This window comes from Streptomyces sp. NBC_00659, assembly GCF_036226925.1.
Lineage (GTDB): Bacteria > Actinomycetota > Actinomycetes > Streptomycetales > Streptomycetaceae > Streptomyces.
On the sequence record NZ_CP109031.1, the window covers coordinates 5,629,695 to 5,645,035 of the forward strand.

The 15,341-nt window shown below is 70.1% G+C and carries 16 protein-coding genes and 1 tRNA gene; 15 read left to right on the plus strand and 2 right to left on the minus strand.

The genetic code is table 11. The annotated features are described in order from the left end of the window. Positions 1-16: 16 nt before the first annotated feature. The 13 genes from OG410_RS24575 (at position 17) to OG410_RS24635 (ending at position 12,339) form a co-directional block, all read left to right on the plus strand. Entirely contained in the window at positions 17-430 is a 414-nt protein-coding gene (locus OG410_RS24575; RefSeq protein ID WP_326786120.1) for an NADH-quinone oxidoreductase subunit A, read from the plus strand. Then, complete coding sequence (locus OG410_RS24580; protein ID WP_329301179.1) at positions 421-1,068, plus strand: NADH-quinone oxidoreductase subunit B; 648 nt, start codon at positions 421-423, stop codon at positions 1,066-1,068. The genes OG410_RS24575 and OG410_RS24580 overlap by 10 nt, the downstream gene beginning before the upstream one ends. Then, the gene (locus tag OG410_RS24585; protein WP_329301180.1) at positions 1,065-2,405 is read left to right on the plus strand and encodes an NADH-quinone oxidoreductase subunit C; all 1,341 of its coding nucleotides are present in this window, start codon (positions 1,065-1,067) and stop codon (positions 2,403-2,405) included. Before OG410_RS24580 ends, OG410_RS24585 begins: the two co-directional genes overlap by 4 nt. Continuing rightward, complete coding sequence (locus OG410_RS24590) at positions 2,402-3,370, plus strand: complex I subunit 1/NuoH family protein (RefSeq protein WP_329301181.1); 969 nt, start codon at positions 2,402-2,404, stop codon at positions 3,368-3,370. The genes OG410_RS24585 and OG410_RS24590 overlap by 4 nt, the downstream gene beginning before the upstream one ends. A gap of 2 nt (positions 3,371-3,372) precedes the next feature. Continuing rightward, complete coding sequence (locus tag OG410_RS24595) at positions 3,373-4,092, plus strand: NuoI/complex I 23 kDa subunit family protein (RefSeq protein ID WP_329301182.1); 720 nt, start codon at positions 3,373-3,375, stop codon at positions 4,090-4,092. Then, complete coding sequence (locus OG410_RS24600) at positions 4,089-4,754, plus strand: NADH-quinone oxidoreductase subunit J family protein (protein ID WP_329301183.1); 666 nt, start codon at positions 4,089-4,091, stop codon at positions 4,752-4,754. The genes OG410_RS24595 and OG410_RS24600 overlap by 4 nt, the downstream gene beginning before the upstream one ends. Continuing rightward, positions 4,754-5,134 carry an NADH-quinone oxidoreductase subunit NuoK gene (nuoK, locus tag OG410_RS24605; RefSeq protein WP_328449337.1) on the plus strand — a complete coding sequence of 127 codons (381 nt, stop codon included), beginning with the start codon at positions 4,754-4,756 and terminating at the stop codon, positions 5,132-5,134. Before OG410_RS24600 ends, nuoK begins: the two co-directional genes overlap by 1 nt. Next, on the plus strand, positions 5,131-7,122 hold the full coding sequence (locus OG410_RS24610) for an NADH-quinone oxidoreductase subunit 5 family protein (RefSeq protein ID WP_329301184.1): 1,992 nt from the start codon (positions 5,131-5,133) through the stop codon (positions 7,120-7,122). Before nuoK ends, OG410_RS24610 begins: the two co-directional genes overlap by 4 nt. A gap of 6 nt (positions 7,123-7,128) precedes the next feature. Further along, positions 7,129-8,703 (plus strand): complex I subunit 4 family protein, encoded by a 1,575-nt coding sequence (locus OG410_RS24615; protein WP_329301185.1) that lies wholly within the window; start codon positions 7,129-7,131, stop codon positions 8,701-8,703. Continuing rightward, entirely contained in the window at positions 8,700-10,199 is a 1,500-nt protein-coding gene (locus OG410_RS24620; protein WP_329301186.1) for an NADH-quinone oxidoreductase subunit N, read from the plus strand. Before OG410_RS24615 ends, OG410_RS24620 begins: the two co-directional genes overlap by 4 nt. A 208-nt stretch (positions 10,200-10,407) precedes the next feature. Further along, the gene (gene htpX / locus OG410_RS24625) at positions 10,408-11,271 is read left to right on the plus strand and encodes a zinc metalloprotease HtpX (RefSeq protein WP_329301187.1); all 864 of its coding nucleotides are present in this window, start codon (positions 10,408-10,410) and stop codon (positions 11,269-11,271) included. Then, positions 11,268-11,660, plus strand: coding sequence for a YccF domain-containing protein (locus OG410_RS24630; protein WP_329301188.1), 393 nt, complete (start codon positions 11,268-11,270; stop codon positions 11,658-11,660). Before htpX ends, OG410_RS24630 begins: the two co-directional genes overlap by 4 nt. A 112-nt stretch (positions 11,661-11,772) precedes the next feature. Beyond that, on the plus strand, positions 11,773-12,339 hold the full coding sequence (locus tag OG410_RS24635; RefSeq protein WP_329301189.1) for an SMI1/KNR4 family protein: 567 nt from the start codon (positions 11,773-11,775) through the stop codon (positions 12,337-12,339). A 104-nt stretch (positions 12,340-12,443) separates the two neighbouring features. On the opposite strand, the gene OG410_RS24640 is transcribed toward OG410_RS24635, so the two are convergent. Beyond that, positions 12,444-13,688 (minus strand): APC family permease, encoded by a 1,245-nt coding sequence (locus OG410_RS24640; protein WP_329301190.1) that lies wholly within the window; start codon positions 13,686-13,688, stop codon positions 12,444-12,446. 188 nt (positions 13,689-13,876) lie between these two features. On the opposite strand from OG410_RS24640, the gene OG410_RS24645 reads away from it, so the two are divergent. Then, entirely contained in the window at positions 13,877-14,143 is a 267-nt protein-coding gene (locus tag OG410_RS24645) for a GlsB/YeaQ/YmgE family stress response membrane protein (RefSeq protein WP_326786102.1), read from the plus strand. Positions 14,144-14,277: 134 nt separating this feature from the next. On the opposite strand, the gene OG410_RS24650 is transcribed toward OG410_RS24645, so the two are convergent. Next, positions 14,278-14,766 (minus strand): YajQ family cyclic di-GMP-binding protein, encoded by a 489-nt coding sequence (locus tag OG410_RS24650; RefSeq protein ID WP_326786101.1) that lies wholly within the window; start codon positions 14,764-14,766, stop codon positions 14,278-14,280. A 199-nt stretch (positions 14,767-14,965) separates the two neighbouring features. Here OG410_RS24650 and OG410_RS24655 point away from each other — a divergent pair. Then, positions 14,966-15,047: transfer RNA gene (locus tag OG410_RS24655), tRNA-Tyr, on the plus strand. The last annotated feature ends 294 nt before the right edge of the window (positions 15,048-15,341 follow it).

Sequence of the window (15,341 nt, forward strand, 5' to 3'; positions counted from 1 at the left end):
GGAGTGAGGGGCTGACGTGCCGGAACCGACCGTTGTCACGGCGACCGGAACCGTCGTCGCGGCGGACTACTTCCAGTCCTACTCGGTCGTCGGGCTGCTCGCCGTCGTGGGCGTGCTGTTCGTCGCCGTCGCCTTCGGAGCGGGCCGCCTGCTGCGGCCCGTGGTCCCCACCCCCGAGAAACTCCTGACGTACGAGTGCGGCGTCGACCCCGTCGGCGAGGGCTGGGCCCACACCCAGGTCCGCTATTACGTGTACGCCTTCCTCTACGTCATCTTCGCCGTCGACTCGATCTTCCTCTTCCCCTGGGCCACGGTCTTCGCCGCTCCCGGCTACGGCGCCGCGACGCTCGTCGAGATGTTCATCTTCCTCGGCTTCCTGGCCGTGGGCCTGCTGTACGCATACAAGAAGGGCGTCCTGACATGGACGTGACCCCCTCCACCCCGGACCAGCCGGTGCTGTTGCCCGAGCCGAAGCGGCTCGGCGCGCTCGCCCGCCTCGCCCCCGAGCCCATGAAGGTGGTCCTGAACTGGGGCCGCCGCTACTCGCTCTGGGTCTTCAACTTCGGCCTCGCCTGCTGCGCGATCGAGTTCATCGCCGCGTCGATGGCCCGCCACGACTTCATCCGCCTCGGCGTGATCCCGTTCGCCCCGGGCCCCCGCCAGGCCGACCTGATGGTGGTGTCGGGCACGGTCACGGACAAGATGGCGCCCGCCGTCAAGCGCCTGTACGAGCAGATGCCCGAGCCGAAGTACGTCATCTCCTTCGGCGCCTGCTCCAACTGCGGCGGCCCGTACTGGGACTCCTACTCCGTCACCAAGGGCGTCGACCAGATCATCCCCGTCGACGTCTACGTCCCCGGGTGCCCGCCGCGCCCCGAGGCGCTGCTCCAGGGCATCCTCAAGCTCCAGGAGAAGATCGCCCGGGAGTCGCTGGGGGAGCGCTACGGGTCCGACGCGCCGCGCCCGTCGACCGCCGCGCTCCAGAGCGGCCTGGTGAAGCCACCGGCCCCTGCGACGACGAGCCTTCCGGGGACGGATCCGGCCGCCCCCGGTGAGGAGGACCGATGACCGTCGGCTGGCTTCCCGGTCCCGCCGGGGAACTCTTCGGCCCCGACGCCACGGCCGAGGAGTCGTACGAGGTCCTGACGGTCGACGTACCGCCGACGTCCTGGATCGAGGCACTGGAGACGGCCCGCGACACCCTGGGCTGCACCTACTTCGACTGGCTGAGCGCCGTCGACGAACCCGGCACGGGCTTTCGCGTCTCGGCCCACGTCGTGGCCCTGTCCCCGGTACGCCGCCTCCTCGTCCGTACGACGGTCCCGCACACCGCCCCGGCGCTCCCGTCGGCGGTCTCCGTCTACGCGGGTGCCGCCTGGCACGAGCGCGAGACGCACGAAATGTTCGGCGTGACGTTCGAGGGCCACCCCGGCCTCGACCCCCTGCTGCTCCCGGAGGGCTTCGAAGGCCACCCCCTCCGCAAGGACTTCGTCCTGGCCGCCCGCGTCGCCAAAGCCTGGCCGGGCGCGAAGGAGCCCGGCGAGTCCGAGCACGGTGGCCCCAAGCGCCGCCAGATGCTGCCGCCCGGCGTTCCCGACCCCAACGAGTGGGGCCCCCTCAAGGGACAGCTCCCCCCGGCTCCGTCCCGCCCGGCCCGCGGCGCGGCCCGCCCCGCCGGCGACCGCCCGGTCCGCAGGGCCCGTACGGCGGGGGAGGGCTCGGCCGGCCAGACGCCCACGGCCCCTGCCGGACCTGCTGCCTCTGCCGCCGCGGGCACCGCGGCGTCCGCGACGGGGTCCGCAGGTGCTGCGGGAGCGGACGCGGCGTCCGCCACCTCCGGTGCCGAAGTTGCGCGCCCCGCACGCCGATCGCGCAGCGTGAGCCAGGGCTCCGCCAGCCAACGTGCCCAGGAGACGCCCCCTCCACCCCCGACGCCCACGAACGAGCCGACGATCGCGACGGAACCGGGGCCTGCGAACGAGCCGACGCCGGCGAACGAGCCGACGGCCGCGACGGAACCGGCGGCTGCGAACGAGGCAGCGGCTCCCACGGAAGCGGCCGTTTTCTCCGAACCGGCCGCTCCGGCGAGCGCCTCGCGGGCAGCCGAGCCCGACTCGGCGACGAAGCCGGTCAGAAGACCTGCCGCACCGCGCAGCTCCGATGCGCCGTGGCACCAGCCGAAGCCCGCGTTCGACGACGCGGAGTCGAATCCGGACCAAGCCGTGAAGCCCGAGTCGAAGGCAGAGCCGACGCCGGAACGGGCCGCGAAGGCAGAGCCGACGCCGGAGCCCGAGGCCACTCCGGCCCCGGCCCATGAGTCGAAGCCCGAGGCCACTCCGGCCTCAGCCCCGGCCCCCGAGCCGAAGCCGCTCAGCCCCGACGAACCCTCCGGAGGTACGCAGTGAACGACGCTCTCGACGTCGCCCTACGCCTCCTCGTCGTCTTCGTCGTGTTCCTGACGTTCCCCCTGATCGTCGGTCAGACCGAGCACAAGGTGATGGCTCACATGCAGGGCCGGCTCGGCCCGATGTACGCGGGCGGCTTCCACGGCTGGGCCCAGCTCGTCGCGGACGGCGTGAAGTTCGCGCAGAAGGAGGACATCGTCCCCGCGGGCGCGGACCGGCGTATCTTCCAGCTCGCCCCCGCGGTGGCCCTCCTCCCGTACCTCCTGGTCCTCCTCGTCATCCCGATCGGCCCGGGTGAGGGCGCGGTCGGCGAGGTCGTCGACGCGGGCATCTTCTTCGTCCTCGCCGTCATGGGCGTGGGCGTCCTCGGCTCGCTCATGGCGGGCTGGGCGTCGGCCAACAAGTTCTCCCTTCTCGGAGGCCTGCGCACCGCCGCCCAGCTCCTCGCGTACGAACTCCCGATGCTTCTGACCGCGGCCTCGGTCGCGATGGCGGCCGGCACGGTCTCGCTCCCGGGCATCGTGGATGCCTTCCAGTGGTGGTGGCTGCCCTGGCAGATCGTCGGCGCGATCGTGTTCTTCGTCGCCGGTCTCGCCGAACTCCAACGGCCTCCCTTCGACATGCCCGTCGCCGACTCCGAGATCATCTTCGGCGCGTACACCGAGTACACGGGCCTGCGTTTCGCCCTGTTCCTGCTCGCCGAGTACGCCGGAATCGTCGTCCTGTGCGGCCTGACCACCGTCCTCTTCCTGGGCGGCTGGCACGGCCCCTGGGGCGCCGACGGCCTCGGCTGGGTCTGGACCCTCCTGAAGGCCGCGATCCTGGCCTTCGTCGTCATCTGGCTCCGCGTCACCTACCCGCGCCTGCGCGAGGACCAGCTCCAACGACTCTCCTGGACCTTCCTCGTCCCCCTGTCCCTCGCCCAGATCGCCCTCACCGGCATCGTCAAGGTGGTGATCACGTAACCATGGCCCCCATTCCTGGCTCCGGCCTCGCCAAGGGCCTGGCCGTCACCCTCCGCACGATGACGAAAAAGACCGTCACCGCGCAGTACCCGGACGTCCAGCCCGAACTCCCGCCCCGCACCCGTGGAGTCATCGCCCTCTTCGAGGAGAACTGCACGGTCTGCATGCTGTGCGCCCGCGAGTGCCCGGACTGGTGCATCTACATCGACTCCCACAAGGAGACGGTCCCGGCCGCCGTCCCGGGCAGCCGCGACCGCAGTCGCAACGTCCTCGACCGCTTCGCCATCGACTTCTCCCTGTGCATGTACTGCGGTATCTGCATCGAGGTCTGTCCTTTCGACGCGCTGTTCTGGACCCCGGAGTTCGAGTACGCGGAGACCGACATCCACGAACTCACCCACGAACGCGACAAACTCCGCGAGTGGATGTGGACCGTCCCGGCCCCGCCCGCCCTCGACCCCGGCGCCGAGGAGCCCAAGGAGATCGCGGCCGCCCGCAAGACCGCCGACAAACTCGCGGCCGAACAGGCAGCCGAGGCCGAGCGAGCGGCCCAGCCACCACAGCCATCGCAGGCAGCCAACGCGGACGAAGCAACCGAGACAGCCGAGACAGCCGAGACAGCCGAGACAGCCAAGACAACCGAGGCGGCGCAGGCCGAAGACGCCGGGCGGCCGGAGCCTCCGGTCACACCTTCCTCCGGCCCGCAGGAGGGACAGTCGTGACCTTCGCAGCAGCCACGGCCACGGCGGCCCGCACGGCCACCACCGTCGCCGCCGATCATCACGGCTTCCTGTCCCCGACCGGTGTCGAGATCGCCTTCCTCCTCGTCGGCCTGCTCACCTTCGGCGCCGCGATCGTCACCGTCACCACCAAGCAACTGGTGCACGCCGCACTGTGGCTGGTGGTCGCCCTCGGCGGCCTCGCCGTCGAGTACCTGCTGCTGACGGCCGAGTTCATCGCCTGGGTGCAGGTCCTCATCTACGTCGGTTCCGTCGTCGTCCTCCTTCTGTTCGGTCTGATGCTCACCAGAGCCCCGATCGGCCGCTCCCCGGACGCCGACTCCGGCAACCGCTGGGCAGCCCTGACCGTGGCCCTCGCCTCGGCCGGCACCCTGGTCTGGGTCGTCGTCGACGCGTTCCGTACGACCTGGGTCGATCTGAACGGTGCCGCCGCCGGTTCCACCGAGGTGACCGGAGCCAGCCTCTTCCAGAGCTGGGTCCTTCCCTTCGAAGCGCTCTCCGTCCTCCTCCTCGCCGCCCTGGTCGGCGCGATCGTCCTCTCCCGCAAGGCGAACGCGGACACCGCCGCGGCGACCAAGACCGCCACCACCCCGCGTGTCCCCGGAAGCCGCGACGGCGAGCAGGACAAGGAAGGTGTCCGCTGATGCACCTCGCCTATCCCGCCGTGCTCGCCGCCCTCCTGTTCTGCACGGGCCTGTACGGAGTCCTGGCCCGCCGCAACGCGATCCTGGTCCTGATGTCCGTCGAGCTGATGCTCAACGCCGTCAACCTCAACCTCGTCGCCTTCGACGTCTGGCTCTCCAGGGCCGCCCGCGACACGCTGCACTCCGGCCAGGCCCTGACCCTGTTCACCATCGCCATCGCCGCCGCCGAGATCGGCATCGGCCTGGCGATCGTCCTCGCCGTGTACCGCAACCGCGGCACCTCGGACATCGACAAGCTCCGCGACACCGCCGAGGGCCACGGCCCCGACGACCCCGACAGCGACGCCCCCGCGGCCGAGAAGGCTGAGGCCACCGCGTGACCACGACCACCCTCGCCGTCCTCGTCCCCCTCCTTCCCTTCCTCGGCGCGGCCGCCGGGCTCCTCCTCGGCCGCACGGCCCCGGGCTTCGTCCGCCCGCTCGCGGTCCTGCCCGTCCTCGCCTCGCTCGTCCTCGCCGTGACGGTCGCGGTCGACCAGGGCGGCGGCCAGGCCATCAACTCGCGCACCGAACTCACCCCGACCGGCTCGGTACCCATCGAACTGGGCCTGCACATCGACGGCTTCGCCGCCCTCGTCGCCGTACTCGTCGGCGTCGTCGCCACCTGCGTGCAGATCTACTCGACGGGCTACCTGCACGACGACCCGCGCTACCCCTCGTACGCCGCTCTCGTCTCCCTCTTCACCTCCGCGATGCTGCTCGTCGTCTACTCCAGCGACCTGATGGTGCTCCTGGTCGGCTGGGAGATCATGGGCATCTGCTCGTACTTCCTGGTCGGCCACTACTGGGAGACACCCGAGGCCCGTGCCGCCTCCATCAAGGCATTCCTGGTCACCAAACTCGGCGACGTCCCCTTCCTCATCGGTCTGTTCGCGCTGGCCACCGACGCCGGCTCCTTCCGGATCACCACGGTCCTCGGCACCGTGGCGAGCGGCGGACTGCACCACCCGACCCTCGTCGCCCTGCTGCTTCTCGCGGGCGTGGCGGGCAAGTCGGCACTGTTCCCGCTGCACACCTGGCTGCCCGACGCGATGGCGGGCCCCACACCCGTCTCCGCGCTGATCCACGCCGCGACGATGGTCGCCGCCGGCATCTACTTCGTCGCCCGGCTCCTCCCCGTCTTCCAGGCATCCGCGGCCGCGATGGTCGTCCTCGCCGTCATGGCCGGTGTCACGATGGTCGGTTCGGGACTCGCGGCACTCGCCCAGGACGACATCAAGCGGGTCCTCGCCTACTCGACGATCGGTCAGCTCGGCTACATGGCCGGTGCCCTCGCCGTCGGCGACCGCGGTGCCGCCGTGTTCCACCTCCTCGCTCACGGCGCCTTCAAGGCGCTGCTGTTCCTCGCCGCCGGCGTGATCATCCACGCCTCCGGCACCAACTCGCTGGCCGCCATGTCCCGGATGAAGGACCTGCGTATCCGAGTCCCCGACGCCTTCTGGACGATGACCGTGGCGCTGCTCGCACTCGCCGCGATCCCTCCCTTCAGCGGCTTCTTCTCCAAGGAGGCCGTCCTCGGCGCCGCCGAGCACGTCGCCACCGGTCACACCGAGCAGGCCCCCGGTGCCGCGGGCTGGATCGTCCTGGTCACCGGGCTGGTCACCGCCGTCCTCACCGCCGCGTACGCGACCCGGCTGTGGCTGCTGGCCTTCCGCGGTCACGGAGCCGAGGCCCCCGACCACGGCAGGCAGCCGGTCACCATGACGGCCGTGCTGTGGGTGCTCGCCATCCCCTCGCTCGCGTTCGGCCTGGCGATCGGCCCGCTGCCCGACTGGTTCGACGGCCGTGACCTGACGCCGGTCCTCACCACCTCCGTGCTCGGCACAGGACTCGCCCTGGTCGGCGGGATCGTCACCTACGGAGCCTGGAGGCACACCACGGCCCTGGCGGCCCGCGTCCCCCTGGGCGCGGTCGCGGCACACCCTGACGCCGACGCCGGACACGTCGAGGCCGAAGCCATCGCCGCCCACGAACCCGTCTTCGGCGACGTCGCCCACGCCTCCGACCCCGCGGACCCGGGCCGGCTGCTGCTCGGCCCGCTGCACCGCCACGCGGCCGTCGGCTTCCACCTCGACACCGTGTACTCCGTGCTGTTCGTCCGCCCGGTCCAGGCCGGAGCCTCGCTCGTCCGGTTCCTCGACCGAGAGGTCGTCGACACCTACGTACGCGGCGCGGGTGCCCTACCCCGCTGGCTCGGCACCGCCGTAAGGCGTGCGCAGACCGGCAACGTGCAGACCTATGTGAGCGCGCTGCTCGCCGGCACCGTCGTCCTGGTGGTCGCCGCCCTCCTCGTCGCCACGGGAGCGTGAGCAGGCGTGATCGATATCAGTGAATCCGTGATGCAGATTCTTCTCGCGTTGATCGTCGTCGGCCCGCTCATCGGGGCCGCCGCCGCCCTTCTTCCGGCCCCGCCGGGACTGAAGGGGAAGTCGCCCGAACAGGCGGCGCTGCGGCACGGCGTGACGGTCACGGGCGTGGTCCTCATCGCCGCGATCGTCCTCGCGCTCGGCTTCGACCACGACCACCCGTCGAAGATGCAGGCCACGACGGACATCAGCTGGATCCCCGCACTCGACGTGCGGATCCACCTCGGCATCGACGGCATTTCCCTCCCCCTTCTGGTCCTGACCGCGCTGCTGACCTTCCTCTGCGCGCTGTACTCCTACTTCAAGATGCCCGCGGGCCCGACCCCGAAGGCGTTCGTCGCACTGCTGCTCGTCCTCGAGTCCGGCACACTCGCGACCTTCGCCGTCCTCGATCTGCTGCTGTTCTTCCTCGCGTTCGAGACGGTGCTCATCCCGATGTACTTCCTCATCGCACGGTGGGGAGGCGCCCAGCGCCAGGCCGCGGCCTGGAAGTTCATCCTCTTCACCCTGCTCGGTTCGGTCGTCATGCTGCTGGGCCTGCTCCTGATCGGAATCAAGGCGGGCACATTCGACATGGTGGCACTCGCCACTGACAACGGCCGGTCGCTGAGCACATCCGTGCAGGTCACCGCCGTTCTGGCGATCGGGATCGGACTCGCGGTCAAGACGCCGATGTGGCCGCTGCACAGCTGGCTGCCCGACGCCCACACCGCCGCCCCGACCGTCGGCTCGGTCCTGCTGGCCGGCGTGATGCTGAAGATGGGCACGTACGGGTTCGTCAGGATCCTGCTGCCCATCACACCGGACGGATTCCGGACCTTCGCCCCCTACCTCGCCGCCTTCGCCGTGGTCGGGATCATCTACGGATCCCTGGCCTGTCTGGCTCTCGCCAAGCAGGGCGCGAAGGGCGACCTCAAACGGCTCATCGCCTACTCCTCCGTCGGCCACATGGGCTTCGTCCTGCTCGGCATCTCGACGATGACCGCGACCGGCGTGAACGGCGCCCTGTTCGCCAACATCGCCCACGGCCTCATCACCGGCCTCCTCTTCTTCCTCGTCGGAGCGCTGAAGGACCGCACGGGAACCACCGACCTCGACACCCTCGCCGAGGAGTCCGGCGCCGCGCTGTACGGCAAGGCACCGCGCCTCGGCGGCCTGCTGGCCTTCGCCGCCGTCGCCTCGCTCGGGCTGCCGGGCCTCGCCGGTTTCTGGGGCGAGATGCTGGCGCTGTTCGGCGCGTTCGAGCCCGCCTCCGGCCTCAGCCGTCCCGCCTATCTGACGTTCATGACGATCGCCGCGTTCGGCACGCTGCTCACCGCCGCGTACATGCTCGTCGTCGTACGCCGCGTCTGCATGGGCGCGACGCCCCGGGAGTCGCCGCAACTCGCCGACGTCCAGACCTACGAGTTCGCCGCCTGGACCCCGCTCGTCGCCCTCACCGTCGTCGCCGGTCTGTGGCCCCGGGCCCTGCTCGGCCTGACCGACCCGGCCGTACAGCAGCTCCTCGCAGGAGGCAACCGATGAGTTCCCTGGTCCAGTCCGTCGACTGGCTCGCCATCGCGCCGCCCACCCTCGCGGCGGTCGTCGGACTCGTCGTGCTCGTCACCGATCTGTTCATCGGGGACGCGAGGAAGGCCGTACTCGGCTGGATGTCCGTCGCGGGCCTCGCCGCGTCCGCGCTGTTGCTGCTGCCCCTCCGGGACGGCGACCGGGCCACGTTCTGCCTGACGGGCGCCACCGACACCTGCAGTTACGTGGCGGACCGCTTCACCCTGGTCATCCAGCTCCTGGTTCTCGGCGGCGCGCTCCTCGTCGCCCTGCTGTCGGTCACCGCCCTGAAGGACGCCGACAGGGAACTCCCCGAGGGGGAGTACTGGTTCCTGCTTCTCTCCTCGGCGGCCGGCGCCGCTCTCCTGCCCGCCTCCCGCGACCTCGCGACCCTCATCGTCGCCCTGGAAGTCGCCTCGCTGCCCGCCTTCGCGCTCGTCGGCATCAGACGCGGCGACAAGAAGTCCTCGGAAGCGGCCCTGAAGTTCTTCCTGTCCTCCGTCACGGCGACCGCGGTCAGCCTGATGGGCGTCAGCTTCGTGTACGCGACGACCGGAACCCTGTATCTCACCCGGATCGCGGACCGGATCCAGCACGTCGACGGACAGTTCCACACCCTGGCCCAGACAGGCGTCGTCCTCACCCTCGTCGGCTTCGCCTTCAAGACGGCCGCCGTGCCCTTCCACTTCTGGGTGCCCGACACCTACGTAGGGGCACCCCTGCCGATCGCCGCCTACCTGTCGGTCGTCGGCAAGGCCGTCGGCTTCTCCGGGCTCATCCTCGTCACCGTCGTCGCCTTCCCCTCGTACGCGGACGTCTGGGGCCCGGCGATGGCGGCGCTGGCGGCCCTCACCATGACGGTCGGGAACGTCGGCGCCCTGCGACAGCAGTCCACGCGCGCGTACAGCGCGGTACGGCTGCTCGCCTGGTCCTCCGTCGGACAGGCCGGTTACCTCCTGGTCCCGATCGCGGCCGCCGCCTACTCCAAGGACGTCCAGCAGGCCATCGGCTCCACGCTCGCGTACGCCCTCATGTACGCCGCCGTGAACCTCGGCGCCTTCGCCGTGACCGCTCTGGTGGCCCGCCGAAGCCCCCTGAACCGCATCAGCGACTACCGCGGCCTGTACGCCGAGAGCCCCCTGTCCGCGCTGGTCCTGGGCTTCTTCCTGCTCTGCCTCGCGGGCCTGCCGCCGGGCATCATCGGCCTCTTCGCCAAGGTGACCGTCTTCTCGGCGGCCGTCGACGCGGGGCTCGGCTGGCTGGCCGTCGTCATGGCCGTCAACGTGGTGATCGCGCTCTTCTACTACCTCCAGTGGACGGCGCTGCTCTTCCGCGCTCCCGAAGGCGAGCCGGGCACGCACCGCACACCGGTTCCGCTCACCGCGGCCATCGCCCTGACGGCCGTCCTGGGCGTCGTCCTGTCCGGGGCGCCCCAGCTGATCCTCCGCTTCTCGGAGACCGTTCTCTTCTGAAGCGCCATCCCTGGAGCGGCTCTTCAGAGAGGAACGCGCGCGTGGGCGGCCATCCGAATCACCCGGACGGCCCACGCGCCGGGCAGTGCGCACAAGGGAACTAGTGCTTCCCGTCTGGCGTTGACCAGTACGGGAGGGTCCACTGAAGAGTGGAAGCAGAGCATCAGCAAGCAAAGGGTTCCCCCGCCGCACGACTTGGAGGGCTACCGTGCACCGCCGGCACAACGGGCTCAGGACAGCCGTACTCCTCGGGGGACTGTCCGCACTCATCATCGCCATCGGCAGCTTCTTCGGACGCACGGGCCTGATCGTCGCGCTGTTCATCGCGATCGGGACGAACGCGTACGCGTACTGGAACAGCGACAAGCTGGCTCTACGCGCGATGCGCGCACGCCCGGTGAGCGAGTTCGAGGCCCCGGCCCTGTACCGCATGGTCCGCGATCTCTCGACGCAGGCCCGCCAGCCCATGCCGCGCCTGTACATCTCGCCGACGGAGGCTCCGAACGCCTTCGCGACGGGCCGCAACCCGCGCAATGCCGCCGTGTGCTGCACCGAGGGGATCCTGCGCATCCTGGACGAGCGCGAGCTGCGCGGCGTCATCGGTCACGAGCTCAGTCACGTCTACAACCGCGACATCCTGATCTCCTCCGTGGCCGGCGCCCTCGCTTCCGTGATCATGTTCCTGGTCAATTTCGCCTGGCTGATCCCCGTCGGCCGGTCCAACGACGACGACGGTCCCGGCATTCTCGGACTGCTCCTGGTCATGATCCTGGGCCCGATCGCCGCTTCCCTCATCCAGCTCGCCATCAGCCGCTCCAGGGAGTACGAGGCGGACGCGTCCGGTGCCCAGCTCACCGGCGATCCCCTCGCCCTCGCGAGCGCGCTGCGCAAGCTCGACGCGGGCACGAAGCAGCTTCCGCTGCCTCCCGAGCCGCGCATCGAGACGGCGAGCCACATGATGATCGCGAACCCCTTCCGCCCGGGACAGGGAATGTCGAAGATGTTCTCTACGCATCCGCCGATGGCGGAACGCATCGCCCGGCTCGAGCAGATGGCAGGTCGTCAGCAGTGAAGACAATTCTGAACGTCATTTGGCTCATCCTGAGCGGCTTCTGGCTGTTTCTCGGGTACCTCACCGCAGGCATCATCCTGTGCATCACGATTATCGGAATTCCGTTCGGCATCGCCGCGTTCCGTATCGGCATCTACGCGCTGTGGCCGTTCGGCTATACGACGGTGGAGCGCCACGACGCCGGCGCTCCGTCCTGCATCGGCAACGTCCTGTGGCTCGTCCTCGCGGGCTGGTGGCTGGCCCTGGCCCACGTCGTCACGGGCATCGCCATGTGCCTGACGATCATCGGCATTCCGTTCGGCATCGCCAACTTCAAGCTCATCCCGATCTCGCTGTTCCCGCTGGGACGCGACATCGTGCGCACCGACGAGCCGTTCGCGGGGCGTTAGCGGTACGGGACCACGCGCCGTACTCCTCGCCGGAAACGGGGCCGACGTCCGTCTCGCGTGAGGGTTTTCCACAGGCTGCCCGATTGTCGGTGGCGCGCTGCATCATGAAGCCATGACCGAAATCGAGCAGTTGCTGGCACGGGTCGCTACGGAGGCCCGCAACACCCGCCCGTGGGGCTGGCCTTCGCTCCCAGCGCCCGTGGGCCCGGCTGAGGTCGCCCGCGCCGAGGCCGTCCTCGGCTTTCCCCTGCCCGCACTGCTCGCCTCGCTCTACCTTCGGATAGGGGACGGCGGATTCGGCCCGGAATACGGCCTGTTGCCCCTGCTCGACGGCCAGCCGTCGGGCGAACCGGCAGCCGTTCCGCAGTATCTCGCCAGCCGCGAGAGCGGCCGCAAGGACCCCGACTGGCCCTGGCCCGAGGGTGTCCTGCCCATATCCCACTGGGGCTGCGGAATGTACGCGTGCGTGGACTGCCAGAGCCCCGACGGCACGGTCCTGCTCTTCGAGCCGAACGCCGACCGGGCCGACCACGCCTGGTATGTGGACGCACCCGACCTCGCGACCTGGCTGCTCGCGTGGCTGGAGGGAACGGGCTGGTACGAGGAGTCCAACGACGACACGGACCTCCCCCTCTGGCCCGACTTCCCCATACGCGCGACGGCGACCCGGGCTTCCTGACCCCTCCCCGCCCCGAACGCGCCGAGCAGGGCGACCACTGTCCGCCCGGCGATGCACGACAGTTCACGCCGCGCGCTGATCCACGGGGGAAAACGGGACAGCGCTCAGCGCGAAGCCGCCCACAGCCGTACGCCGTACGCAGCCGCCCCCACCGCAAGCACGGCCGCGCCGACGACCACCGAAACCCCCGGCAGCGCGCAGGCCAGCGTCACGCAGCCGAGGAGGCCCAGCACCGGCACGACCCGCGACGCCGGGGCCGGACTCAGTGTCCACGCGGAGGCGTTGGCGATCGCGTAGTACGCCAGCACACCGAAGGAGGAGAAACCGATCGCGCCGCGCACGTCCACGGTCGCGGCCAGCACGGCGACCACCGTGCCCACGGCCAGTTCCGCCCGGTGCGGGACCTGGAAGCGCGCATGCACGGCGGCGAGGGCGCCCGGCAGACGGCGGTCGCGGGCCATGGCCAGCGTGGTCCGTGAGACACCCAGGATCAGGGCGAGAAGCGAGCCGAGCGCGGCCACGGCGGCGCCCGCCCGCACGACCGGCACGAGTGCCGGCAGTCCGGCAGCTCGTACAGCGTCCGCCAGCGGCGCCGGGGCAAGCCCCAGCCCGTCCGTTCCGAGCACCGAAAGGACAGAGACGGCGACCGCCGCGTACACCGCGAGCGCGATGCCCAGGGACAAGGGGATCGCGCGCGGAATGGTGCGCGCCGGATCGCGTACCTCCTCGCCGAGCGTGGCGATCCGCGCATACCCGGCGAACGCGAAGAAGAGCAGCCCGGCTGCCTGAAGTACCCCGCCCGCGCCGGACGACAGCCCGATGCCCAGCCGCCCCGCATCGGAGACGTCGGACCCGAGACACCCCACCACCACGGAAGCGAGGACCCCCAGGACCACCGCCACGATCACCCGCGTCAGCCAGGCCGACTTCTGCATGCCGCCGTAGTTCACGGCGGTCAGCGCGACCACCGCGGCGACCGCCACCGCGTGCGCGTGCGCGGGCCAGACGTACGCGCCCACGGTGAGTGCCATCGCCGCACAGGAGGCCGTCTTGCCGACGATGAACGACCAGCCGGCCAGATATCCCCAGAAGGCCCCCAGCCGCTCGCGCCCGTAGACGTACGTGCCACCGGAAGCGGGGTACAGGGCGGCCAGCCGGGCCGAGGACATCGCGTTGCAGTAGGCGACGACCGCGGCGACCGCGAGCCCGAGCAGGAGCCCGGATCCGGCCGCCCGTGCGGCGGGACCGAGCGCGGCGAAGATCCCGGCACCGATCATCGAGCCGAGCCCGATGACCACGGCGTCGCCGACTCCCAGCGTGCGGCGCAACTCGGGACTGGACGGTGTCATGCGCCGCACCCTACTGATCGTCGCAACCGGCGGGAGCCACGGCGACGTCCTGTTCATCAGCGCGGCATCGACACGACATCGGCACCCGCGACCCGTACCGGATACGGACAGCGCGGACACGGCCGGCCCGGACCGAAGTCACAGGGCCGGGACAGCGTGAGTACAGGACGGAAGGGCAGGTTCAGAACATGGGCATCATCAGCTGGATCATTCTGGGGCTGCTGGCAGGCGCCATCGCCAAGTTCCTGCTCCCGGGGCGCGATCCGGGAGGCTTCGTCGGAACGACCGTCATCGGTGTCGTGGGCGCGTTCGTCGGCGGCTGGATATCGGCCCGCTGGCTGGACCACCCCATCAGCAAGCACTTCTACGACGGTGCCACTTGGGCCGCCGCCATCGGCGGCTCGCTCGTGCTGCTGATCCTGTACCGCGTCCTGTTCGGCGACTCGCGCCGCTGACCCGGCGTCGCCGGGATCGCGGCCGCGGTACGAGGAAGGGTGGACGCCGAGGCTGGACACCGGGGGTGTCCAGCCTTCCTCGTACCGTCGGCACGCCATCGCGCGGGGTGTCGGCAGGCGTCCCGCCGGTCGTTCTACCGGTAGTTCACGTACTGCAGGGCGAAGTCGAAGTCCTTGCCCTTGAGGAGGGCCTGAACGGCCTGCAGGTCGTCGCGGCTCTTCGAGCTGACCCGCAGCTCGTCACCCTGCACCTGGGCCTTCACGCCCTTGGGGCCCTCGTCACGGATGATCTTCGCAACCTTCTTGGCGTTCTCCTGGGAGATGCCCTCCTCGATCGTCGCGAAGATCTTGTACTCCTTGCCGGAGAGCTGGGGCTCACCGGCGTCCAGCGACTTCAGCGAGATGCCGCGCTTGATCAGCTTGGTCTCGAACACATCGAGGATGGCCTTCACCCGCTCCTCGGCGTTCGCCTCCATGAGGATCTTCTCGCCGGACCAGGAGATGGAGGCGCCGACGTTCTTGAAGTCGTAGCGCTGCGAGATCTCCTTGGCGGTCTGGTTGAGGGCGTTGTCGACCTCCTGCCGCTCGACCTTCGAGACGATGTCGAAACTGGAGTCGGCCATGTCCTGTGGCTCCTTGTATCGGGGTGCGTAGGGGCGGCCGTCGAGCCCGGCGTAGGCTCCGGCCGCATCCGCATAAGCCTAGCCACCCCCCTCCCCCCAAGCGTCGATCAATTGGGTGGCGAAGCATCCCCGAGCATCAGGTATCGTTTACGTCGTTGCCAGGGAGCACCGCGAAGGCGAGGCTCAGGGCAGCAACCCCGGCGGTGTGCCCGAGTGGCCAAAGGGAGCAGACTGTAAATCTGCCGGCTTAGCCTACCCAGGTTCGAACCCTGGCGCCGCCACCCTAATGGGAATCGGCCCCTGACCAGAAAGTTTGGTCAGGGGCCGATCTCGTTTTCAGCGCACATCAGTGCCCGCTCTTCCCTGGTGTTCCCCGCCCCTTCTGGCACGGTCGTGGCACGCGCCGCGAGCTTGATCATGCGGCAGCGCTCCGAGCCTGCTTCCTTGATCGGCGGTATCGACGCCACTTGGGCGCGAGCTCACCGCAGGCGGTCACCCAGGCGGCGAGGGCAGCGCAAAAAACGATGCCCTCGTGCTCACCTGTCAGCCTGCCTACCGTCCAGAGGACTGGCGTC